Origin of the sequence: Corallococcus sp. bb12-1, assembly GCF_026626765.1 — a bacterium.
Classification (GTDB): Bacteria; Myxococcota; Myxococcia; order Myxococcales; family Myxococcaceae; genus Corallococcus; species Corallococcus terminator.
In genome coordinates this window covers 111,627-134,048 of record NZ_JAPNJZ010000024.1, presented here as the reverse complement: position 1 = coordinate 134,048, position 22,422 = coordinate 111,627, and the positions used below count along the sequence as shown (strand labels likewise).

The window sequence follows — 22,422 nt, the reverse complement described above, 5'->3', positions numbered from 1 at the left end:
TCTTCCTGAAGCAAAGCCGCGCCTCCCGCGTGTTGTCGTAGGAATGCCCGAGATGACTCCCGAGCACACTTCCTCACCGACGTCCGCGCGTGAGGCGCGTCCTGTTCCTGTTCCAGGCCCGCCCGCCCCCAAGGCCCGCGCTCCGTCCTCCCGGCTGGGCCGCCTGCTGCTGTTGGGCGTGTTCGGCGGCGCCACCCTGCTCGCGTTCGCGCTGGTGTGGGCCACCGAGGACAACACCCTCACCCCCACGCAGCGCCAGGCGCGCGAGCAGATCCGCCGCCTGGAGGGCTTCTTCAAGGCCCACCACCGGCTGATGGGCTTCTTCCCCACCCAGGAGGAGGGCTTCACGCCGCTCATCGCCTCCAGGGTGCTGGATGGGACGCCCATTGACCCGTGGGGCCACCCGTACGTCTACCGCATGGCAGGCAAGACGGGCGCCGTGCTGTCCCTGGGCTCCGACGGGAAGCCGGGTGGCACCGGCGACGCCGCGGACCTCTTCAGCGGCGGCATCGTGGCACAGGGGGTGCAGCCATGACGTCCGCCATGTCCCCTCGTCCTGCCCGCCGCCGGGGTGCGCCCCGCGGTCTGACGCTGATTGAGATCTCCATCGCCATCGCCATCGCGGCGGTGCTGTTCGCCGCGGTGACGGTGGGCATCGGCGCGCTCACGGGCGCCAAGGCGAAGGGCAGCGCGACGGAGCTCGCGGGCGTCATCCGCTCGCTCTACGACTCGGCGGCGCTCAGCGGCAAGACGTGCCGGCTGGTGTTCGAAATCCCGGACCCGAAGCGCGAGCAGCCCACGAAGTACCACGCGGAATGCGCCGCGGGCGGCATCACCACCGCGCGCGACCGGGACAATGCGCTGCGCGAGGACGAGCGCGACCGGGAGAAGGCGGCGCGCAGCGGCGGTGGACAGGATGAGCGCAAGAACTACACGCGCTCGGACAATTCGTCACCGTCCGCGCAGGAGCTGATGGAGCAGGAGAAGACGCGCATCGAGTCCCAGTCCACCTTCTCCGCGTACACCGCGGAGGAGATCAGCCCGCGCGAGCTGCCGGCGGGTGTGGCCGTGTCGGTGTGGACGCGGCAACAGCGCCTGCCGGTGGAGAGCGGCGTCGCCTACCTCTACTTCTTCCCGCAGGGGTACACGGAGAAGGCCATGGTGTTCCTGCGCCAGGGCGACAACGCGTGGACGCTGGACGTGTCACCCCTGACGGGCAAGGTGAACATCGCATCCGAGGCGCTGGAGGTGCCCCGCTCATGAGACATCCGACTCGACGACGGGGCGGCTTCACCCTGCTGGAGACGATGGTCGCCATGGCCATCCTGAGCGTGGCGCTGATGGCCATCTTCGACCTCAACGCGGGCGCCATCTCCAACCACGTCTACACCAAGCGGCTCACCGTCGCGTCGCTCCTGGCCCGCTCGAAGATGACGGACCTGGAGCAGGACCTCTACGACGACGGCTTCGATGTCGACGACGACGAGAAGTCCGGCGACTTCTCCGACGACGGCTGGCCCCAGTTCAAGTGGCGCGCGCGCATCATCGCGCCCAAGACGGACGGCGTGACGCCGGACCAGCTCATCGGCGCCATCTTCAACCTGCCCATGGGCGGGGGCGGCGACAGCGGCGACCCGTTGGGCGGCCTCGCGGGCCTCTTCGGCGGCGCGGGCGGTGACAAGGGCGGCGCTTCCGGCGGCACCACCACCTCCAGCCCGCTGGGCGGGGCGGCGATGGGCATGGCGCAGCCCATGTTCACGCAGATGGTGGACCAGCTCACCAAGGCGGTGCGCGAGGTGCACCTCACCGTGTACTGGAAGGAAGGCACCCAGGTGGAGAGCGTGGACGTGGTGACGCACGTCGTGTCGCTGGGGCCGGGTGGCGACCGCAACGGCGGCGCCGCGACCAACCCGACGGGTGGCGACACCCAAGGCGCGCAGAACCAGTGGGTGGACGCCAACGGCCGCGTGGTGGAGAACCCCATCCCGGGTCCCAACGGGACGATGCTGGATCCGAACACGCGCCAGCCGCTGCGCAACCGCCAGCAGTTGCTGGACGAGCTCAACCGGGGCGGCGGTCAGCAGCCGGGCACGGGAACGGGCGGCATCAACCCGCGCGCGCCGGGCGGCATCTTCGGCGGCGGCGGCGGTGGCCGCGGTGGCTTCCCCAACCTGCCCATGCCGGGCCGAGGGAGCACCCGATGAGAAGGCGTTCCCGAGGCTTCACGCTGATGGAGGTGATGGTGGCCGTCTCCATCACCGCGCTCATGGGCACCGTCGTGGCCATGGCCTTCCAGACCGGCATCAACGCCAAGGAAGTGGTGGAGGGCGAGGCGGAGCGCTACCGCATGGTGCGCGTGTCGCTCAACCGCATGGCGCGCGAAGTCGGCTCCGCCTTCGTGAGCGACCGCTACGACCTGCGCCGCTTCCGCGACCAGAACGACCGGCCCACCAACTTCATTGGCGAGCGCAACAAGCTGCTCTTCACCACGTTCTCGCACCAGCGCCTGTACACGGACGTGAAGGAGTCCGACCAGGCGGTGGTGGAGTACTTCGTGGAGAACTCCTCGGAGCGCGCCACGCGCCAGCGCATGGACTTGAAGCGCCGGGTGAACCCCAACGTGGGCGAGCGCATGGACCGGGGCGGCACCACGGACGTGCTCTTCGAAGGCGTCAAGAGCGTGGAGTTCGCCTACTGGGATTCGGAGAAGAAGGAGTGGGATGACGAATGGGACACGCGGCGCACGGAGAAGAAGGCCATTCTCCCCACGCGCGTGCGCATCACCGTCGTCGCCCTGGACGAGTCGGGCAAGGAAGCGCGCTACACCACCCAGACGCGCATCGTGCTCAACACGGAACTGCCGAGGTTCAACTGATGGCCCCCTCCTTCTTCCGACAGGTGTCCCGCCGTCGCAGGCAGGCGCAGGCGCCCATCCCGGGCGCGCCGGCCACGAAGGCCGTGCGCCGCGACAAGCGCTCGCGCGGCGTGGCGCTCATCATCGCCATCGTCTCCATCGCGCTGCTCACGGTGGTGGCCACGGAGTTCGCGTACAACAGCCGCGTGGACCTGCAGCTGGCGGCCAACCAGCGGGATGAAGTGCGCGCCTACTACATGGCGCGCTCGGGCATCGCGCTGGGGCGGCTCCTGATGCGCTTCCAGAAGCAGGTGGACCAGACGCCCATCCCCAACCCCATGGCCATGCTGGGGCAGTTGGGCGCCGCGCTCGGGGGCCAGACACCGGCCGCGGGCGGGCAGGCCTTCCAGCCGCAGTCGCTCAACATCCAGCTGTGGAAGCTGGCGCGGGTGGACTGCCACATGCTCAAGGGGCTGGTGAAGAGCGAGGGCGCGCAGGTGGAGGACGACAGCGGCGGCGGCACGCGCAGCCGGCTGGAGAACGACCCCGTGGAGGCGGATCCGAACTTCCAGATGGAGGACGGGGAGGAGGGCGGCGCGGCCATGCAGATGGCGTCGCAGATGCAGCGCCGGTCCTTTGGCGGCTTCGAGGGCTGCTTCCTCGCGACCATCAGCGACGAGGAGGAGAAGCTCAACGTCATGCGCCTGAACACCGGCGGCGCGGAGGCGCAGGCCACCGCGGCGCGGATGATGGACATGCTCGGCGACAAGCGCTTCGAATTCCTCTGGCAGCAGGACGACGCGAACCACGTGCGCTCCACGCCGCAGGACACCGTCATCGCGCTGAAGGACTGGGCGGATGAGGACCCGACGCAGTCGGCGTTCAACCGCCAGGACCCGACGAACCCCTTCGTCGCGGGCTTCGCGGACGAGGGCTCCCCGTACAGCCGCTACGAGCCGCGCTACGAAGTGAAGAACGCGCGCTTCGACAGCCTGGACGAGCTGTACCGCGTCCACGGCGTCAACGACCGCTTCATGGCCGCCTTCCGCGACCGGCTCACGGTGTACCCGGACATCAACTCCAAGCCGAACATCAACACCGACGACCCCATCATGCTGGGGCTGGCCATCATGTCCGCGGCGGACCCGAACCGTCCGGACCCGCGCCTGACGGATCCGGTGTTCCTCAACGAGCTCATCAGCCGCATCCGCGCCGCGCGCATGTTCAGCTTCTTCGGCATGTCGGTGCAGGACTTCGTGGGCGTGGTGGAGCAGGCGGGCATCGCGGTCAACCCGGCCATCAAGAGCAACGTCGCGCAGAACCGCTACCTGGGCGACAAGAGCAAGACATTCACCATCAAGTCCGTGGGAGAAGCGGGCAGCGTCCAGAAGACGCTCACCGCGGTCATCCGCCTGGACGACGGGCTGGGCAAGCTCGTGTATTACAGAGAGGAATAGCATGGCCCGCATTCTTGGCCTGGACCTCGGCAGCCACTCCGTGAAGGGAGTGGTGCTGGACTCCGGAACGAAAAGCCACACCACCCAGGCCTTCGCCGAGGTGCGCCGCGCGCAGGAAGGCGAGCGCCCGGAGACCCTGCGCGCCGCCGTGGAGGAGCTGCTCCAGAAGATGCCCGAGGGGCACGTGGATCAGGTCGTCATCGCCCTGCCCGGCCCGTCGCTCACCACGCACGCGGTGAGCCTGCCCTTCTCCGACGCCAAGCGCGTGGAGGCGACGCTGCCCTTCGAGGTCGGCAGCCAGTTGCCGTTCGACATCTCGGAGGTCGTGTACGACTACCAGGTGGTCGGCCAGAAGGACACCGGCGGCAAGGACAAGGCCGCGGACCTGCTGGTGGGCGTGGTGCGCAAGGAGGAGCTGAAGTCGCTCCTGGAGCTGCTCACGGGCCTCCAGCTGGATCCGCGCGTCATCACCCACCCGGCGCTCGCGTACCAGAACCTCTTCATGCAGGCGCCCGGCCTCTTCGAGGGCGTGGGCGAGGGCGGCACCATCGCGGTGGTGGACATCGGCCATGAGCGCACGTCGGTGGCCATTGGCCGGCCGGGCCAGGGCGTTGAGTTCGCGCGCACCTTTGCCGGCGGCGGACGCGACCTGACGCGGGCGCTGGCCACGGAGTTCCAGACGACGCCGGCGGAAGCGCACCAGTGGAAGGAAGCGCACGGCGCGATGGCCAGCGCGGCGCAGGGCCCTGACGCCGAGCGCGCCGCGAACGCCTTCGTGCGCGGCCTGCAGCCGCTGCTGCGCGAGCTGCGGCCCTCCTTCAAGTCCTTCACCGCGCGCACCCGCCGGCCGGTCACCGCGGTGGTGCTGGCGGGTGGTACCGCGCGCCTGCCGGGCCTGGCGGAGCAGTTGTCCAAGGACCTGAACCTGCCGGTGCGCGTGCTGGCGCTGCCGGCGGACTCGGCCGGGAAGATTCCCGCTTCGGAGGCGCCCGCCGCGGCGCAGGCGTACGCGCTGGCGATGCGCGGCAACGCGGCCGGGGCGAAGGCCCCCCGCTTCAACCTGCGCCGGGGTGAGTTCGCCTTCAAGGGCGGCTACGACTACGTGAAGGACCGGCTGGGCCTGCTGGCGTCGTTCGCCGTGACGCTGCTGCTGTTGCTCGTCGCCTTCGGGGTGGTGCGCAACACGGTGCTGGCGCGGCGCGAGGCGGAGGTGGACGCGGTGCTGTGCAAGACGACCCAGCGCATCCTGGGCACGTGCGAACAGAACTACGACCGCGCCATCAACATGCTCAAGGGCGTGGAGAGCCCGGCCGCGGCGCTGCCCTCCATGTCGGCGGTGAACCTGCTGGCGGAAATCACCCAGCGGGTGCCCCCGGAGGTGCCGGTGCGGTTCGACCGCATCCAGGTGGACCTGGACCGCGTGATGCTCCAGGGGGAGACGGACAGCTCCAAGCAGATCGACACGCTCTCCACCGCCTTGAAGGGCCACCGCTGCTTCAAGGACGTGAAGGAGGGCAAGGTGGAGAAGACGCGTGACGGGCAGAAGGTGACCTTCCGCCTGGACGTGCAGGTGCAGTGCCCTGGCGAGACGCAGGGTGGGGAGACCTGACATGGCGGACATGAGCAAGATCAAGGAAGTCTTCGCACCGCTCCAGACGTGGTTCGAGCGGCTGAGCGACCGCGAACGCAAGCTCGTGGCCATCGCCGGCTCGGCCGTGGCGGTGTTCGTCCTCTTCGTCGTCCTCTTCAGCTTCGCCAACAGCGCGTCGGGCTACCGCCGGCGCACGCAGGACAAGCTGGCGAAGCTGCAGGAGGTGCAGGCGCTGGCGACCAGCTACGGCGCCGCCCAGCAGGAGCGCCAGGCGGTGGAGCAGCAGCTCACCAGCAGCAACGTTCGGCTGATCACCTACATCGAGGACAAGGCCACCGCCGCGGGCCTCACCGTGCCGAACATGTCGCCCAAGGGCGACGTGGGCGTGGGTGACGGGAAGATCATCGAAAGCTCCGTGGAGCTGACGTTCACCGACGTGGACCTGCGCAAGCTGACGGACTTCCTGCGCACGGTGGAGACGGGCCCGGGCATCGTGAAGGTGAAGTACCTGCGCGTGGAGCCCCGCCCGGCCACGGACACCCTGACGGTGTGGACCACCGTCGCCACCTACCGGATGAAGCAATAGCCATGGCCTCCGAAACGAAGACTGCCCGCTGGAAGCTCGTCGCTGGCTACACAGCGTTCTCCGTGGTGGCGTTCATCCTCTGCCTGATGCTCACCTTCCCTTACGACGCGGTCCGCACGCGCATCGTCACGGAGGCCGCGGCCCAGGGGCTCGCGGTGCGCATTGGAAGCCTGCGGCCCGGCCTGTTCGGCGTCACCGCTACCAACGTGCGCGTGAGCAAGCCGCCCACGCCGCTGGGCGCGGACTCGGTGGCGGCGCTCGCCCGGGGTGAGGCCGGCGGCCTGGGCCCCGCGGAGCTGGGCGAGGCGGTCACCTTCGACAGCGTCGCGCTGCGTCCCGCGCTCTTCCCTCCGGGCCTGGTGGTGAACGCGAAGGCCATGGGCGGCACGGTGCACGTCGCCGTGGGCGGCCTGAGCGCCACGTCGCTGGACGTGGACGTGAGCGGCCTGCAGGCGGGCGGCGGCAACCTGCCGGCCTACACCGGCGTGGACATGGAGGGCCTGCTCAACGCGAAGGTGTCCCTCACCGCGCCGGGTGCGATCGTGCGCGGGCAGCCGGCGGACTGGTCCCAGGCGACGGGCACGGTGGCCCTGGACACCCAGGGGCTCACCATCAAGGGCGGCAAGGCGGCCATCCCCATGGGCGGCGGCCCCGCGATGCCCATGGACCTGCCGCGCGTCCTCCTGGGCGACCTGAAGGGCGACCTCCAGTTCGACAAGGGCATGGGCACGGTGCGGACGCTGGACCTCAAGAGCGAGGACCTGGAGGGCACGGGCTCCGGCACGGTGAAGCTGGGCAAGCGGCTGGAGTACAGCGAGCTGGGGCTCGACGTGCGGCTGAAGTTCGAACAGGCCTTCCAGCAGCGGCTGGGCCCCCTGGCCATCGCGGTGAACATGCTCCCGCAGGACCGGGACAACCCGGGCTACCGCGGCGGCCGGCTCACCGGCATGGTGAGCAGCCCGCGCTTTGGTCCCAAGCGCTAGCCTCGTCAGGCTTGAAGGGGACGGCGGAGGCGCCGTCCCCTCGCGTGGCAGGTCCCAGGTCCTCTTCGCCCCCGGTTGAAGCCCGCGCACGCGCCGTGTAAAGCGCTGGCCGCTGCTCCCGGTGCCGGGGGCGCTGGGAGAGGTCGGAATGCCGGAGTTGGTGTTCTTCCGTCGAGGCGAGGAAGTGCTGCGGGTGGCGGTGGACCGGGCGCGGCTGGTGCTCGGTCGGGGCGACTCGAGCGACGTGGCCATTCCGGATCCCGAGGTGAGCCGCCAGCAGGTGGCCCTCCTGTGGGACGGCCAGCAGTGCCGGGTGGAGGACCTGTCCGGCAAGGGCACGAAGGTCGCCGGCAAGCTGGTGGACAAGGGCGACCTGGCCGACGGCGCGGACGTGGAGCTGGGCCAGTGGCGCGCGGTGTTCCGCAAGCACGGCGCCAGCGAGGACGCGGACACCGCCACCGACGTGGGCAACGCCACCGCGTTGCAAAGCCGGGACGCGCAGCGCTGGCAGGCCGCGCAGGTGCGCGTGAAGCAGGGCACCACGGAGACGGTGCACCGGCTCACCGGCGACAGCTTCACGGTGGGCAAGGACGCGGGCTGCGACCTGCTGCTCCAGGACCGGTTCATCTCCGGCAAGCACCTGAAGGTGACGCGCCAGGATGGCGTTTTCCACGTCGTGGACCTGCGCTCCACCAACGGCACGTGGCTGGGCCCGGTGCGCCTCTTCGAGGCGGAGGTGACGCTGCCCACCACCCTGCGCGTGGGCGAGGCGGAGCTCATCCTGGAGACGGTGCCGGCCGCGAAGAAGGAAGCGCAGTCCTTCCACGGCATCCTCGGCGCCGACGCGTCGGTGCGGCAGCTCACGGACCTCATCCAGCGCGTGGCGCCGTCCACCGCGGCCGTCACCATCCTGGGCGAATCCGGCACGGGCAAGGAGCTGGTAGCGAACGCGCTGCACGCGTGCTCGCCGCGCGCGAACCGGCCGCTCATCCCGGTCAACTGCGCGGCCATCTCCAAGGAGCTGATTGAGAGCGAGCTGTTCGGCCACGAGAAGGGCGCCTTCACCGGCTCCGTGGGCGCGCGCAAGGGCGCCTTCGAGGAGGCCGACGGCGGCACGCTGTTCCTGGACGAGATTGGCGAGCTGCCCCTGGACCTCCAGGCGAAGCTGCTCCGCGCGCTGGAGAGCGGTGAAATCAAGCGCGTGGGCGCGAGCCGCCCCATGCACGTGGACGTGCGCGTGGTGGCCGCCACCAACCGCGACCTGCTGGCGGCGTCGCGCGAGGGCCGCTTCCGCGAGGACCTCTACTACCGCCTGTGCGTCGTGCCGCTGCACCTGCCGCCCCTGCGCAGCCGCCGGGGGGACGTCGTCGGACTGGCGGAGCACTTCGTGAAGGCGTTCGCCCCGCGCGGGCAGACGGTGCGCCTCACCCAGCCCGCGCTGGACAGGCTCCAGCAGCACGCGTGGCCGGGCAACATCCGCGAGCTGCGCAACGTGGTGCACCGCGCGCTGCTGCTGCGTAAGGGGCCGTCCATCGACGCGGGCGACCTGTCCTTCGACCAGGAGGTCAACCGCGAGACGGGCATCACCGTGCCGGAGCTGCCGCCGGGCATGACGCTGGAGCAGATGCTGGAGAAGCTGGAGCGGCAGATCATCGAAACCGCGCTGCGCCGCTTCAACAACAACCGCGAGCGCGTGGCCCGGGAACTGGGCCTGGCGCGCTCCACCCTCTTCAAGCGCCTGAAGGACTGGGGCATGACGAAGCAGGACGAGCAGGAGTAGCACCCGTCAGGGGGCGCCCCGCACCGGCGCCCCCTGCCCGCCTCACGGGTGCTCGTCGGGCGCGTTCCAGGCCGAGTGCGGCGCCGTCTGTCCGGCGCTGCGCAGGTACCAGGGCACGCTGACCACCACCAGCCGGCGCTCTCCGGACAAGAGCAGCGCGCTGCGCATCAGCTCCGAGCGGCGGCCGTACAGCATGGCGCGATACCAGTGCGCCTCCAGCAACTCCGGCAGCACGATGGCGACGGTGCGGCCCGGCGACTCCGCGAGCAGCGAGTCCAGGTAGTCCAACAGCGGCCACACCAGCGCGCGGTACGGCGACGACACGTGCACGAGCGGCGGAGGCCTGCGGCCGGCCTCCATCAGCGGCCCCTGGACGAAGTGCTGCCAGTGGGAGTCCAGCTCCTGCTCATCGGTGTCCCCGCTGCAGATGTGCACCGCGCGCACGTCATCGCTGAGCTCCAGCGCGAAGCGCAGCGCCGTCTCCGACGCGTGCGACCAGCGGTCCACCGGCACCACGGAGACCAGCGGCGTGGCCGGGGACAGGTGCACGGGGCGGCGCAGCTCCGTGTCCCGCCGCGTGCGCGTGTAGGCCGCGTGGACTCGCGACAGGAGCAGGATGCCCACGGGGATGAGGACGAACGCGGCCCAGCCGCCGTGCGCGAACTTGGACACGCCGACGATGATGAGGGTGAGCGCCGTCATCACCGCGCCAAAGCCGTTGAGCGCGCGGCGCCACTGCCAGCCCTCGTCCCGGTGCCGGTTCCAGTGCACCACCATGCCCGCCTGCGACAGCGTGAAGGCCATCAGCGCGCCAATGGCGAACAGGGGAATCAGCCGGTCGGTGATGCCCCGGCACGCGATGAGCAGCAGCGCCGCGAGCCCCGACAGGGTGAGGATGCCACGCGACAGGGCCAGCCGCCGGCCCCGGTGCGCGAAGCCCGGGGGCAGGTAGCGCTCGCGCGCCAGCACCTGGCAGACGAGCGGGAAGCCCGCGTAGCTGGTGTTGGCGGACAGCGCGAGCACGCAGAGGATGGCGGCCATCGCCACGAAGTAGAAGGCGCCGCGCCCCATCACCGCCGCGATGAGCTGCGACAGGACCGTCTGGTAGCCCGTGGAACCAGGGACCGTCGCGCCCACGCCGTAGGCCCGGCACAACAGCGCGATGCCCAGCAGCATGGTGACGAGGATGCCGACGATGACGGCCAGCGTGATGCGCGCGCGGCGGATGGCCGGGTCCCGGAAGATGGGCACGGCGTTGCTGATGGCCTCCACGCCCGTCATGGCCGTGCAGCCACTGGCGAAGGCGCGGATGATGAGCCATGCCCCCACGGAGGCGGTGGGCAGTGCCAGGGGCGGAGGCGCCTGGATGGGCGTCTCGTGGCCGGTGACGAGCTTGAACACGCCCACGATCAGCACCACGCTGAGCGACCCGATGAAGAACCACGTGGGCACGACGAACACCGCGCCCGCTTCGCTCACGCCGCGCAGGTTCACCAGGGTGAGCAGCGCGAGGATGCCCAGGGCGATGGGCAGCACATGCGGCTGGAGCACGGGGAACGCGGACACCAGCGCGCCCGTGCCGGCGGAGATGCCCACGGCCACGTTGAGCATGTAGTCGAGCATCAGCGCCGTGGCGGCCAGCAGGCCCGCGCCCCGCCCCAGGTTCTGCTTCGCCACGGTGTACGCGCCGCCGCCGCTCGGGTACGCGGCGAGGGTCTGCGCGTAGGAGCCCGCCACGACCATCAGCAGCCCGACGATGGCGGCGGTGATGGGCAAGAGCAGCCACGGGCCCGAGGGCCCCAGGGGGCGCAGCACGGTGAGCGCGGCCTCCGGTCCGTACGCGGCGGAGGACAGCGCATCCAGTCCGAGCAGGGCCACGCCGGTGAGGACACCCGTCTTCTCCTGCATCGCCTGGGCGCTGGTGAGCGGGCGTCCCAGGAGCAGGTCCACGATGCCGCTGCCCTCCCGCTTCCGGGGCATGTACGGCCTCCTGCTTCCCATGTCCGCCGTCTGAGCCATGGCGCCCCCCCCGGACAGCAACGTGCGCACCGGCCGCGCCGTGGGAGCCACAGGGCCCGGCCCCGTGGACGCAGTCCGGTGGGGCCTGCGGGAGGACGGCTGGCCCGGGGCCCCTCCCCGGAGTCCGAGAAAACAGTGCGGTGGCCTTCGTGCCCCTGCCCTCCGGGGCGATAGACCGTTTTCGCGCGCCCATTCGTTCCAGGAGGCAGACACAGGAGACCGTCCGCCATGGGCCCGCACGCCGCCGTCTTTCCCTTCCCCACCCTGAATGACCTGTACGCCCATCACCGTCCCCGGGCCCTGGCCATCGCCCGGCGCATCGTGGGGGACACGGACGACGCGGAGGACGTGGTGCAGGACGTCTTCCTGCGCCTGTCGCGTCAGCCGCCGGGGCTGGACGGCCGGGCGACGTGGACCACGTGGCTGCACCGGGTGATGGTCAACAGCAGCATCAACTGGCTGCGCGCGCGCAGGCGCCGGGAGCGGTTGACGCATGCACCCCAGGAGACCGTGTCGCCGGAAGCACACGCCATGGGCGAACAGATGCAGCGCCACTTCAATGAAGCGCTGGAGGAGGTGAACCCCCAGCAGCGGCAGGTGCTCTACCTGCGCGAGGTGCGCGGCCTGGGCTCGGCGGAGATCGCCCGGCTCCTGCGCATCCCGGAGGGCACGGTGAAGAGTGCCCTGCACCGGGGCCGCCAGCGCGCCCTCACCGTGATGGAGGAGCGCGGCCAGCGGCCGTGAGGCCTATTCGTCGCCCTTGCTGCCGACGAATTGATCCGTCTTCTCCTTGAAGAGGACGTTGAAGCTGGTGAGCGACCCGTACACGCGGGTGATGTAGCTCTGCATCTCCACCTTCTCCGCCTCGGAGAGCTTGGGGTGGGCGTTGAGCTTCTGCTCCAGCACGCGCAGCCGGTCGCGCACCATCGTGACCTTGTGGAACAGGTTGTCGATGGGCAGGTCCTTCGCCTGGAGCTCCGGGTTGCCCGGGACGAGGCGCACCGTGCCGCCCTCCCACTTGGCGGCGAGCGGCGGCTCACTGAGGGCAGAGGCCTCCCGGAAGATGTCCATCAGCTCTTCGCGCGTCATGTTCAGCCCTTCCAGGTCCACCACGTCGTTGGGGTCCGCGCGCCGGCGCACCACCACGGGCGCCACGCTGCGAGCCGTGCGGCCTCGCGTGCTGCTCTGAGCGACAGGAAGCGGGGCCGCGGAGCCCTTGGGCGCGTACTTGTCACAGATGGGGGCGGAGGGCGGAAACATGCCGCGCGAGTTCTGCATGCGGCACGGCCCCACCCACCCCCGGTGATCCACGGAGTGCGGACTCCACAGCTTGCAGTTGCCGCACACCCGTTCCTCGGGACGGAAGGTGGGAAGTGCTGGCGACCCCTCTCCCGCGTCCGACATGTCAGCGCGCCTCCTTCACCACCGGCGGGCTCTTGCGGATGTTGAGCTCGCGCAGGAGCGCGTCCGCGTTCTCGACCTGGTCGAGGTTCCACAGCAGGTAGCGCACGTCCACGTTGACGTTCCGGGCCACGTCCGGATTGTAGCCGAAGTCGTTCGCGACGTTCTCCCACACGCGGTCGAAGTTCACGCCCACCAGCTCGCCCTTGCCGTTCACCGTGGGGCTGCCGGAGTTGCCGCCCGTGGTGTCCGCGTCCGACAGGAAGTCCACCGGCACGTCCTTGAGCTTGGGGTCCACCCACGGGCCGAACTTCTTCGCCTCCGCGGTGGCGCGCACCTTGGGGGGCGCGTTGAAGGGCTCTTCTCCGGTGTGCTTCTGGAGCATGCCCGTCAGCGTCGTCTGCGGCATGTACACCGCGCCGTCGCGAGGCGTGTAGCCCTGCACCTTGCCGAACGACACGCGCAGCGTGCTGTTGGCGTCCGGCGCGATGGGCTTGCCCGCCTGCGCCATCACCGCCGCGCGCCACGCCGGCCGCAGCCGCGACGCCGCGCCCTGACGCCGGTCGCGCGTGTCATCCAGCGCCGCCTGCTCCTTCGCCAGCGCCAGGCCGAACGCGAGCAGCGGATCCTTGCGCGCGTCGAGCTGCGCGGGGGTTTCGTCCGCCATCTTCAGGCGCTCCGCCAGCGTGAGGACCTTCGTGCCCGCGTAGAGCGCGTCGATCTTCGCGGTGACGTCCTTCTCCACGTAGGCCTTGCCGAAGTGGGTGTCCACGGCGCTGATGCGCTCGTCCGGTTTGAGCGCCTGGGCGCGCTTCACGAACGCGTGCAGCAGCGCCTTGTCCGCGGCGATGAAGAGGTTCTTCTGGGCGCGCTCCAGGCCGTCCTTGATGCGAGGCAGCTCGCGGTCCATGTACTCCGGGCGGCGCTCCAGGTCCGGCTTCGTGCGCTCCATGGACAGCCGGGACAGCCTCGTCGCGAGCGCGGGGCCCTGCGCCAGACGCCCGGACATGCCGAGCAGGAAGTCGCGCTCGAAGGTCTTCGCGGACGCCTGCTGTTCGGTGAGCAGCGCGTCGCGGGCCTGGAGCGCGTCGGTCCACTTCGCGCCGCCCTTCTGGGCCCAGGCGACGACGGTGGCTTCGGCGGCGCGCTGCTTCTCCACCAGTTGGCCGCGCCGCATGCCGGTGAGCTGGCCGTCCGCGTTCTTGTAGACGTTGTGCAGGCTCTTGAGCTGCGAGGCCACGGCGATCTTCCCCGCGGGGTCCTTCTCGCCTTCGGCCTCCAGCAGGGAGATGGCCTCGCCCAGCACGTCGCGGATGCGCGGGTAATGGCGCGCCTGACGCTCCGCCATCTCGTCCGCGAGCAGCGTGCGGTAGGTCATGCCCGGGTAGCCCAGCACCATCACGAAGTCGCCCGGCTTCACGCCCTCGGTGGACAGGGGGAAGAAGAACTCCGCCTTGTAGGGCACGTTCTTCTCGCTGTACGCGGCGGAGCTTCCGTCCGGCGCGGTGTACGCGCGGATGATGGAGAAGTCGCCGGTGTGGCGCGGCCAGGACCAATTGTCCTCCTCGCCGCCGTACTCGCCCACCGCGCGGGGCGGCGCGTACACGAGCCGCACGTCCTGCAGCTCCACCGCGTCCACCAGCGTGTAGTTGACGCCGCCGTCGAAGGTCGCGACCTGGCAGCGGGTGGCGGGGCGCTTCTCGCACTCGGCGACCAGCTCCTTCTGCTTGCGGTCCACGGCCTTGTAGCGCGCGAGGTCGTCCGCGCCCGGAGGCACCGCGGCGTTGATCTGCGCCGTCACGTCCGTGAAGGCGCGCGGCACCTGCACGCGCGAGCCCTTGCCCGGGAGCTCCTCGGCCGGGCTCTTCGCGAGGAAGCCGCCGGTGATGAGGTCGCGCTGCGGGGAGCTGTGCTCCTGGATGATGCCGAAGGCGCAGTGGTGGTTGGTGATGATGAGGCCGGAGGCGGAGATGAACGACCCGGAGCAGCCGCCGGTGTTCACCGTGCCCGCCAGCAGGCCGGTGCCCCTTTTGGGGTCCCACAGCTTGTTGGGAGGAAGCTTCAGGCCCTGGGCCTTGAGCCAGGCGGGGCTGAGCTCCAGCACCTGCTGGGGGGTCCACTTGCCTTCCCCGGCGAAGGCCGGGGCCGCCACGAGACAGAGGAGGAGGAGCGTCTTCTTCATGGTGTCCCCTCCCTACCCCGTCCGGTGCCCGGGCGCGACCGTTCCGGTGTCAGCGGAAGGCGTTTTCGCGGAAGATGGAACGCCCCTGGATGTTCAGGTGTCCAGGCAGGCAGGGGCGAGGGAGTCAGCGATGCGAACGGCGAGCGGAGCAACCCTGGATGTCGGTCGGCTGGCGCTGCTCCTGCTGATGCTGGGGGCGTCCTGGTATTTCTGGGACTCGCCGGTGCTCTACCCGGTGAAGCTGCTGGTGGTGATGATGCATGAGAGCGGGCATGCCATCGGCACGCTGGTCATGGGGGGCTCGGTGGACCGGGTGCACCTGGCGATGAACGAGGGCGGCGAGTGCATGTCGCGCATCCCGCCGGGCTTCCTCAACATGGTGGTGCTGTACTCGTCCGGCTACCTGGGCAGCGCGGTGGCGGGCGCGGCGCTGATGGTGGCCACGTTCCGCTTCCAGTTGGGCCGGGCGGTGATGGGCGCGGCGGCGGTGTGGCTGGCGGTGATGGGCGTCTTCTACGCGGGGGATCCATTCACGCTGGCGTTCTGTCTGGGCATGGCGGTGGCGCTGGGTCTGGGAACGCGCTTCCTGCCGTCGGTGGTCGTGGACGCGCTCAACCTGTTCCTGGCGGCCTTCACGTCGCTGTACGCGCTCTTCGACCTGCGCTCCGACCTGTGGGACAGCACGCGGCGGAACATGACGGACGCGGCGCTGCTGGCCAACGTCACCTGGGTGCCGTCCATCGTCTGGGCGGCGCTGTGGTCGCTGCTGTCGGTGGTGCTGCTCATCGCGGCCGCGTACTGGTCGCTGCACGCGAAGCCCCGCGACGGCGGCGGCGTGCGCATGCCGCCCGTGGCCCGGGCCCGGCGGGTGTGAGGCCCGGCAGGATGGGTCTTCGTGCGCCGAGGAAGAACCTGGGTCCTGACGGGACACATCCAGCCGGAAGAAAAGCAGTCCGGTCGAGTGACCACGGTGAACGAGTGACAAGGGACGCAATGATGCGCGTTCTCGCGGCCCTGCTGCCGGTGCTCCTGCTCCCCGCGTGCGCGCTCTTCCAGCGCGCCCCCCGCCCGGTTCATGCGCCCGCGGAGGAAGCCGCCACCGTCCAGTTCCCCTCGGACCTTCCGGCCACGGGCCTCCAGGAACTGTCCGGCACCGTCGCCACGGCCATCCAACTCGCGATGGACGACTTCCGCCCTCCTGGCGCCAAGCCGCACCGGGGTGCGACGCCCACCGAGCAGTGCCTCTACCGTCGCCAGTCCTTCGACGTACAGGCGGCGCCAGGCTCGGAGGGCATCGTGTTCGTGCGCTTCCTCTTCAACCCCGAGTCCTGCGCCCCGGAAGAACGCGCCATCGTCCTCGACATGGGGGCGACCTACGCCATCGACGTCAGGGGCTGGCGCATCCTCGCCATCCAGCCCTGACCCCGCGTCACTTGCGCGGCCGCATCCGGAACGCCACGAACGACGCCATGTCGGGGAAGGCGAAGTACGGGTTCTTCTGGCGCACGGCGTCCATGCCGGCCACCGGCACGTCCGCGTAGTCGTGCCCCGGGAACAGCCGCGCCGAATCCGGCACCTTCAGGAGCACCTGCGACAGCGAGCGGTACATCGCCTCCGGGTTGCTGCCCGGCAGGTCGCACCGGCCGCACCCGTTGATGAACACCGTGTCTCCGGACACCAGCGCGTCGTCGGCCAGCAGACAGTGCGACCCCGGCGTGTGCCCGGGCGTGTGCAGCGCCTGGAACGTGCGCGAACCCACCGGCACCGGATCCCCCGCCTTGAGCGGACGCAGCGCGTCGCCGCCCCACTTGCGCAGCTCGCGGGAGAAGGCGATCTCCTCCTCCTGCGCGTACACCGGCACGTCATGGCGCGACAGCAGCTCCTCCAGGCCGTTGATGTGGTCGCCGTGGCAGTGCGACACGAACGCCCCCACCACCCGCTTGCCGTCCTGGGCCACCGCCGCCTCGATTTCCATCACGTCCCAGGCGGGATCCACCACCACCACCTCCGGCCCGTCCGCGGGCCCCACGAGGTAGACGAAGTTGTCCATCGGTCCCAGCTTCAGCTGGCGTACGTACGGCGTGGGCATGGTTGTCCTCCGAGCGACCACTCTACGACCAAGGCTTGCCGCCCTGGGCCTGTTCCCGTTGAATGCCTCTTTTGACGTGGCGACGCCCGTCCCATCAGGAGGTCTCTCTTCCGTGAAGCGCCTGCCCACCCTGCTCGCCTGCTCGCTGCTCGCCAGCGCGAATGTCTCCGCCGCGAGCCGGGGGACCGCATCAACCTTTCGCTACAAGCCCACCAGCGACGATGAGCGCCCCGTCGTCGTGGACGCCACCATAGGGCCCCAGGGCAGCGACTTCGCCATGCGGCTGAAGTTCGACAAGCTGCCGTTCGGCGAGGAGTGCAAGCAGCGCTGCGCCAACGTCACCCTCTTCCTGGACACCGACTCCAGCACCCAGTCAGGCCTCCACCTGGCCACCAAGGGCCCGGAAAACGGCGCCGACGTGGCCGTCGTCATCCAGGGCGTGCGCGAGTACAAGCGCCAGGACGCCCCACCCGTGCTGATGCTCCGCGTGAAGGTGCGCCAGTTGGGCACCGACGCCAACAGCACGGACGGCGGCGAACTGCTCGCGGACCTCAACAACCGCCAGGACCCCGAGCGCATCCAGACGGACGGCACCACCGTCTACCTGCTGGTGGACGCCACCAGCGCCCTGCTGCCCTCCGCCCGGAAGGTCCGCGTCGTCTACCACCCCCCCGGCGGCAAGGCCGTCCAGGCCACCATCCCCGGCATGCTCGGGAGCAGCTCCGGCCGGGGCGTGCAGATCTTCAAGCACGGCAGCGGCAACTGGGGCCGCGCCCCGGACGCCGACCCCAAGAAGCCCCGCACACCCGCCCCCGGCGACAACGGCTAGCCGCCCGTCAGGCCCATGAGCGTCCTCGCGCCCCTCGGAATTCCGGGGGGTTGGCGGCGCGTTTCAACCTTGCAGAGGACTGCACGGACGTGCAGGATTCGCGCGTCGGAGCCGACGCAACCTCCCGAATTCGTTCTCAATGTCAGGGGGCCATGGTAGTCCCGCCGACCTGACGTTGATGGTCCAACCCGACTGGTCGTGGCGCGCTGACAGGCCGTGCGCCGCGTCATGGGTGGGGGCGGACCCGTAAAACCCATCTGGATTTCATGACCATGCTCGCAGACGCCGATACGAAGACGCGCAAGAAGCAGGGAGGCCCGGCAGGGGGCGGAGGCAAGGGAGGCGGCGGCGCGTCTGGCGCCGGCGGTGGTGATGGCAGCATCCCCGCGGGCCTGGCCGAGGAAGCCCGCCGGCGCTACCTGAACTACGCCCTGTCGGTCATCACCTCGCGCGCGCTGCCCGACGTGCGCGACGGCCTCAAGCCGGTGCAGCGCCGCATCCTCTACGGGATGTGGAACGACCTGAACCTGTCGTTCGACACCAAGTACCAGAAGTGCGCCCAGGTCGTCGGCGCCATCATGGGCCGCTACCACCCGCACGGCGACACGGCCATCTACGACGCCCTGGTCCGCATGGCCCAGGACTTCTCCCTGCGCTACCCGCTGGTGGACGGCCACGGCAACTTCGGCTCGCTCGACGGCGACTCCGCCGCCGCCTACCGCTACACCGAGTGCCGCCTGGAGAAGCTGGCCACGGAGCTCCTGGGCGAACTGGACAGCAAGACGGTCCGCTTCCGGCCCAACTACGACGGCACCCGGGACGAGCCCGTCGTCATCCCCGCGCGCGTGCCCCAGCTGTTGATGAACGGCACCACCGGCATCGCGGTGGGCATGGCCACCAACATCCCGCCCCACCACCTGGGCGAGCTGGTGGACGCGCTGCTGGCCCTCATCGAGAACCCGGAGCTCGCGGTCAAGGACCTGCTCAAGTGGATCAAGGGCCCGGACTTCCCCACCGGCGGGCAGATCCTCAACAGCAAGCCGGAGCTGCGGGAGATCTACGAGACAGGCCAGGGCGGCGTCCGCATCCGCGGCGAGTACAAGCTGGAGGAGTTGAAGCGCGGCGGCCAGATGATCGTCGTCACCTCCATCCCGTACACGGTGAACAAGTCCACCCTCGTCGCGAAGATTGGCGAGCTGGTGCGCGAGCGCAAGCTGCCGCTCATCACCGACGTGCGCGACGAGTCCACCAAGGACGTGCGCATCGTCCTGGAGCTGAAGAAGGACGCCAGCCCGGAGCTGGTGATGGCGTACCTCTACAAGCACACGCCCCTGCAGACGACCTTCGGCGTGAACCTCACCTGCCTCGTCCCGTCGGAGAACCCGGACGTCGGCACGCCCAAGCGGCTCGACCTCAAGAGCATCCTCCAGTACTTCCTGGAGTTCCGCCTGGAGATCGTCACCAAGCGCTTCGAGCACGAGCTGGCGGAGCTCAAGCGCCGCGTCCACATCCTCGAGGGCTTCGAGAAGGCCTACGACGCGCTGGACGAGATGATCCGCATCATCCGCCAGTCCGAGGGCAAGCAGGACTCGGCCCAGAAGCTGATGACCCGCTTCAAGCTGGATGAGATCCAGGTCGAAGCCATCCTGGAGATGAAGCTCTACAAGCTGGCGCGCCTGGAGATCCTGGTCGTCCAGAAGGACCTCAAGGAGAAGCGCGCGGAGATCAAGCGCATCGAGGGCATCCTCAAGGACGTGAAGAAGCGCTGGGCCGTCATCCGCGACGAGCTCACTGGCATGAAGGCGGCGTACAACGACAAGCGCCGCACGCGCATTGGCGGCGCCGGTTCGGAAGAGGTGGAGTTCTCCGCGGAGGCGTTCATCGCGGACGAGGACGCCCATGTGGTCATCACCCGCGACGGGTGGATCAAGCGCGTGCGCGAGGTGAAGGACCCCTCCACCACCCGTCTGCGTGAAGGCGACGCGGTGATGGCGGTGCTCGCGGGCAGCCTGAAGACGAACCTGGTGCTGTTCACCAACCTGGGCACCGCCTACGTCACCCGCTTCAACGACGTGCCGGCGTCCACCGGCTACGGCGACCCGGTGCAGAAGCTGTTCAAGTTCGACGACAATGAGCGCGTGGTGGGCGCCCTGTCGCTGGACCCGCGCCTGCCCCAGCCGGCGAAGCTGGTGGCGGTGACGCGGCTGGGCCTGGGCATGCGCGTGCTGCTCGCGCCCCACTCGGAAGTGTCCACCCGCGCCGGCCGCCGCTACGCGAAGACGGGCGAGGGCGACGAGATCATCGGCACGCAGCCGGTGGGCGACCGCGACCTGCTCGCGGTCCTCACGGAGAAGACGAGCGCGCTCGTGTGCAAGGTGGCGGAGATCAATGAGCTGGCCGGCCCTGGCAAGGGCGTCCAGGTCATCAAGGTGGAGCCGGGCGACCGGGTGGTGGACTTCCTCGCGGCGCCCTCCAACCAGAAGGACGCCACGCTGGAATTCGAGACGCAGAAGGGCCGCAAGCTGCACCTGTCACCGGCGAAGTTCACGGTGACGGCGCGCGGCGGCAAGGGCCACGAGATGTCCAAGCGCGACACGGTGAAGGAGGTGGCGCGTCCCGTCACCTTCGTGCCGCTGCCGGAGAAGAAGGAGTAGCGGGAAGGCCATGGCGACCAAGAAGGAAAGCTACACAGGCGCGGACATCCAGGTCCTGGAAGGCCTGGAGCCGGTGCGCAAGCGCCCGGCCATGTACATCGGTGGCACCGACACCACGGGCTACCACCACCTCTTGTGGGAGATCCTCGACAACTCGGTGGACGAGGTCATCAACAGCTACGCCACCACCGTCGAGGTCATCCTCCACAAGGGCGCCAAATCCATCACCGTCGTGGACAACGGGCGCGGCATCCCGGTGGACATGATGCCCAAGCACAAGAAGCCCGCGTTGGAGGTCATCCTCACGACGCTGCACTCGGGCGGCAAGTTCGAACAGGGCAACTACATCCACTCCGGCGGTCTGCACGGCGTGGGCAGCTCCGTGGTGAACGCGCTCTCCAGCAAGCTGCTGGTGGAGATCAAACGCGACGGCAAGCGCCACGTGCAGTCCTACGCGCGCGGCAAGGCCACGAGCGCGCTGAAGGTGGAGGGCCCCGCGCGCGGCACGGGCACGTCGATCACCTTCGAACCCGACGCGGAGATCTTCGGGGAGAAGCAGAAGTTCGACGCGGAAGCCGTGCGCGAGCGGCTGGAGGCGAAGAGCTACCTGCACAAGGGCATGACCGTCATCTGGAAGGATGAGACGGCCACGCCCCACACCACGGTGACGTACAAGCACGACGGCGGCATCGCCGAGTACCTCACCAAGGTCGTGTCGGAGCGGCAGAAGCCCATCGTCCCCACGGGCAGCACGCCGTTCTACTACTCGCGTGACAACGAGGTCCGGCTGGAGGTCGCGCTGGCGTGGACGGAGGCCACGGACGAGCACGTGCGCTCGTACGTCAACGGCATCCCCACGGCCATGGGCGGCACGCACGAGGCGGGGTTGAGGGCGGCCATCGTCAAGGCGATGCGCAACTACATCGACACGCACGACCTGACGCCCAAGGGCGTGACGCTCACCGCGGAGGACATCCGCGAAGGCATCACCGCCATCCTGTCCGTGTACGTGGTGGAGCCCCAGTTCCAGGGGCAGACGAAGGGCCGCCTCAACAACCCGGAGACCACGGCCCAGGTGGACGGCGCCATCCGGCCGGCCCTGGAGAAGTGGCTCAACGACAACAAGTCCATCGCGGAAGCGCTGCTGGCGCGCATCATCCTGGCCGCCCGCGCGCGTGAAGCGTCCCGCGCGGCCTCCGCCGCCATCAACCGCAAGACGGCGGTGAGCCACCGGCTCAACCTGCCCGGGAAGCTGGCGGACTGCTCGTCCACGGACCCCCAGTCCAGCGAGCTGTTCCTCGTGGAAGGTGACTCCGCAGGCGGCTCCGCCAAGCAGGGTCGCGACCGGCGCACCCAGGCCATCCTCCCCTTGCGCGGCAAGGTGCTCAACGCCGAGCAGGCGTCCACCGACAAGGTGGCCGCCAACAGGGAGCTCCAGGACATCGTCAGCGCGCTGGGGTGCGGCATCGGCGCGGACTTCGACATCACGAAGCTGCGGTACGGCCGCGTCTTCCTGCTGATGGACGCCGACAGCGACGGCCACCACATCGCCACGCTGCTGCTCACGTTCTTCTACCGCCACCTGCGGCCCCTGATTGAGGCGGGCGCGGTGCACATCGCCCAGCCCCCGCTGTACCGGGTGGACATCGGCAAGGAGACATACTGGGCCCTGGACGAACCGGACCGCGACCGCATCATCCGCGAGAAGGTCCGGGGCAACGCCAAGCCCAACATCATGCGCTTCAAGGGTCTGGGCGAGATGACCGCCGACGAGCTGAAGGAGACGACGCTCGATGCGAAGAACCGCATCAGCCTGCGCGTCACCATCGACAACGCCCTGGAGACGGACCGCATCATCAACGACCTGATGGGCAAGGATGTCTCCGCGCGTTACAAGTTCATCACTGAGATGGCCGGCGAAGTGCAGGACCTCGACGTCTGAAAAAACGGGACTCCAGGCCCACCCCGGGGCGGCAGCGGCCGTCCCGGGAGGGGCA

19 protein-coding genes are annotated in these 22,422 nt (G+C 69.7%); 15 read left to right on the top strand and 4 right to left on the bottom strand.

Going from position 1 to position 22,422, the window contains the following annotated elements:
* Nucleotides 1-52: 52 nt before the first annotated feature.
* The 9 genes from OV208_RS28145 to OV208_RS28105 all read left to right on the top strand — a co-directional run bounded on the left by OV208_RS28145 (nucleotide 53) and on the right by OV208_RS28105 (nucleotide 9,251).
* Nucleotides 53-535 carry a type II secretion system protein GspG gene (locus OV208_RS28145; RefSeq protein WP_267577002.1) on the top strand — a complete coding sequence of 161 codons (483 nt, stop codon included), beginning with the start codon at nucleotides 53-55 and terminating at the stop codon, nucleotides 533-535.
* Nucleotides 532-1,263: a prepilin-type N-terminal cleavage/methylation domain-containing protein gene (locus tag OV208_RS28140; protein ID WP_267577001.1), complete on the top strand. Its 732-nt coding sequence runs from the start codon at nucleotides 532-534 to the stop codon at nucleotides 1,261-1,263. Before OV208_RS28145 ends, OV208_RS28140 begins: the two co-directional genes overlap by 4 nt.
* Nucleotides 1,260-2,204 carry a type IV pilus modification PilV family protein gene (locus OV208_RS28135; RefSeq protein ID WP_267577000.1) on the top strand — a complete coding sequence of 315 codons (945 nt, stop codon included), beginning with the start codon at nucleotides 1,260-1,262 and terminating at the stop codon, nucleotides 2,202-2,204. Before OV208_RS28140 ends, OV208_RS28135 begins: the two co-directional genes overlap by 4 nt.
* The gene (locus OV208_RS28130; RefSeq protein ID WP_267576999.1) at nucleotides 2,201-2,875 is read left to right on the top strand and encodes a type II secretion system protein GspJ; all 675 of its coding nucleotides are present in this window, start codon (nucleotides 2,201-2,203) and stop codon (nucleotides 2,873-2,875) included. Before OV208_RS28135 ends, OV208_RS28130 begins: the two co-directional genes overlap by 4 nt.
* The gene (locus tag OV208_RS28125; protein ID WP_267576998.1) at nucleotides 2,875-4,311 is read left to right on the top strand and encodes a general secretion pathway protein GspK; all 1,437 of its coding nucleotides are present in this window, start codon (nucleotides 2,875-2,877) and stop codon (nucleotides 4,309-4,311) included. Before OV208_RS28130 ends, OV208_RS28125 begins: the two co-directional genes overlap by 1 nt.
* 1 nt (nucleotide 4,312) lies before the next feature.
* The gene (gene pilM / locus OV208_RS28120; protein ID WP_267576997.1) at nucleotides 4,313-5,920 is read left to right on the top strand and encodes a pilus assembly protein PilM; all 1,608 of its coding nucleotides are present in this window, start codon (nucleotides 4,313-4,315) and stop codon (nucleotides 5,918-5,920) included.
* A gap of 10 nt (nucleotides 5,921-5,930) precedes the next feature.
* Nucleotides 5,931-6,488, top strand: a complete 558-nt coding sequence (gspM, locus tag OV208_RS28115) for a type II secretion system protein GspM (RefSeq protein ID WP_267577424.1) — start codon at nucleotides 5,931-5,933, stop codon at nucleotides 6,486-6,488.
* 2 nt (nucleotides 6,489-6,490) lie between these two features.
* On the top strand, nucleotides 6,491-7,471 hold the full coding sequence (gene gspN, locus OV208_RS28110) for a type II secretion system protein GspN (protein WP_267576996.1): 981 nt from the start codon (nucleotides 6,491-6,493) through the stop codon (nucleotides 7,469-7,471).
* 148 nt (nucleotides 7,472-7,619) lie between these two features.
* Entirely contained in the window at nucleotides 7,620-9,251 is a 1,632-nt protein-coding gene (locus tag OV208_RS28105; protein WP_267576995.1) for a sigma 54-interacting transcriptional regulator, read from the top strand.
* Between the two features lie 42 nt (nucleotides 9,252-9,293).
* On the opposite strand, the gene OV208_RS28100 is transcribed toward OV208_RS28105, so the two are convergent.
* Complete coding sequence (locus tag OV208_RS28100) at nucleotides 9,294-11,231, bottom strand: APC family permease (protein ID WP_267576994.1); 1,938 nt, start codon at nucleotides 11,229-11,231, stop codon at nucleotides 9,294-9,296.
* Between the two features lie 267 nt (nucleotides 11,232-11,498).
* Between OV208_RS28100 and OV208_RS28095 the strand changes: the two genes are divergently transcribed.
* Nucleotides 11,499-12,014, top strand: a complete 516-nt coding sequence (locus OV208_RS28095; RefSeq protein ID WP_267576993.1) for an RNA polymerase sigma factor — start codon at nucleotides 11,499-11,501, stop codon at nucleotides 12,012-12,014.
* A 3-nt stretch (nucleotides 12,015-12,017) separates the two neighbouring features.
* Here the strand turns inward: OV208_RS28095 and OV208_RS28090 are convergent, their stop codons facing one another.
* Nucleotides 12,018-12,674: a hypothetical protein gene (locus tag OV208_RS28090; RefSeq protein ID WP_267576992.1), complete on the bottom strand. Its 657-nt coding sequence runs from the start codon at nucleotides 12,672-12,674 to the stop codon at nucleotides 12,018-12,020.
* Nucleotide 12,675: 1 nt separating this feature from the next.
* Nucleotides 12,676-14,853, bottom strand: a complete 2,178-nt coding sequence (locus OV208_RS28085) for a S46 family peptidase (RefSeq protein ID WP_267576991.1) — start codon at nucleotides 14,851-14,853, stop codon at nucleotides 12,676-12,678.
* Nucleotides 14,854-14,983: 130 nt separating this feature from the next.
* On the opposite strand from OV208_RS28085, the gene OV208_RS28080 reads away from it, so the two are divergent.
* Together OV208_RS28080 and OV208_RS28075 are read left to right on the top strand one after the other, a co-directional pair.
* A complete protein-coding gene (locus OV208_RS28080) occupies nucleotides 14,984-15,727 on the top strand; it encodes a M50 family metallopeptidase (protein WP_267576990.1) in 744 nt (247 codons plus the stop codon).
* 119 nt (nucleotides 15,728-15,846) lie between these two features.
* Nucleotides 15,847-16,275: a hypothetical protein gene (locus OV208_RS28075; protein WP_267576989.1), complete on the top strand. Its 429-nt coding sequence runs from the start codon at nucleotides 15,847-15,849 to the stop codon at nucleotides 16,273-16,275.
* 7 nt (nucleotides 16,276-16,282) lie between these two features.
* On the opposite strand, the gene OV208_RS28070 is transcribed toward OV208_RS28075, so the two are convergent.
* Nucleotides 16,283-16,942 (bottom strand): MBL fold metallo-hydrolase, encoded by a 660-nt coding sequence (locus OV208_RS28070; RefSeq protein WP_267576988.1) that lies wholly within the window; start codon nucleotides 16,940-16,942, stop codon nucleotides 16,283-16,285.
* A 112-nt stretch (nucleotides 16,943-17,054) separates the two neighbouring features.
* Here OV208_RS28070 and OV208_RS28065 point away from each other — a divergent pair, with 112 nt between their 5' ends.
* The 3 genes from OV208_RS28065 (at nucleotide 17,055) to OV208_RS28055 (ending at nucleotide 22,367) form a co-directional block, all read left to right on the top strand.
* Nucleotides 17,055-17,771, top strand: a complete 717-nt coding sequence (locus OV208_RS28065) for a hypothetical protein (protein WP_267576987.1) — start codon at nucleotides 17,055-17,057, stop codon at nucleotides 17,769-17,771.
* A 272-nt stretch (nucleotides 17,772-18,043) separates the two neighbouring features.
* On the top strand, nucleotides 18,044-20,425 hold the full coding sequence (locus tag OV208_RS28060; protein WP_267576986.1) for a DNA gyrase/topoisomerase IV subunit A: 2,382 nt from the start codon (nucleotides 18,044-18,046) through the stop codon (nucleotides 20,423-20,425).
* Nucleotides 20,426-20,435: 10 nt separating this feature from the next.
* Nucleotides 20,436-22,367, top strand: coding sequence for a DNA gyrase/topoisomerase IV subunit B (locus OV208_RS28055; RefSeq protein WP_267576985.1), 1,932 nt, complete (start codon nucleotides 20,436-20,438; stop codon nucleotides 22,365-22,367).
* The last annotated feature ends 55 nt before the right edge of the window (nucleotides 22,368-22,422 follow it).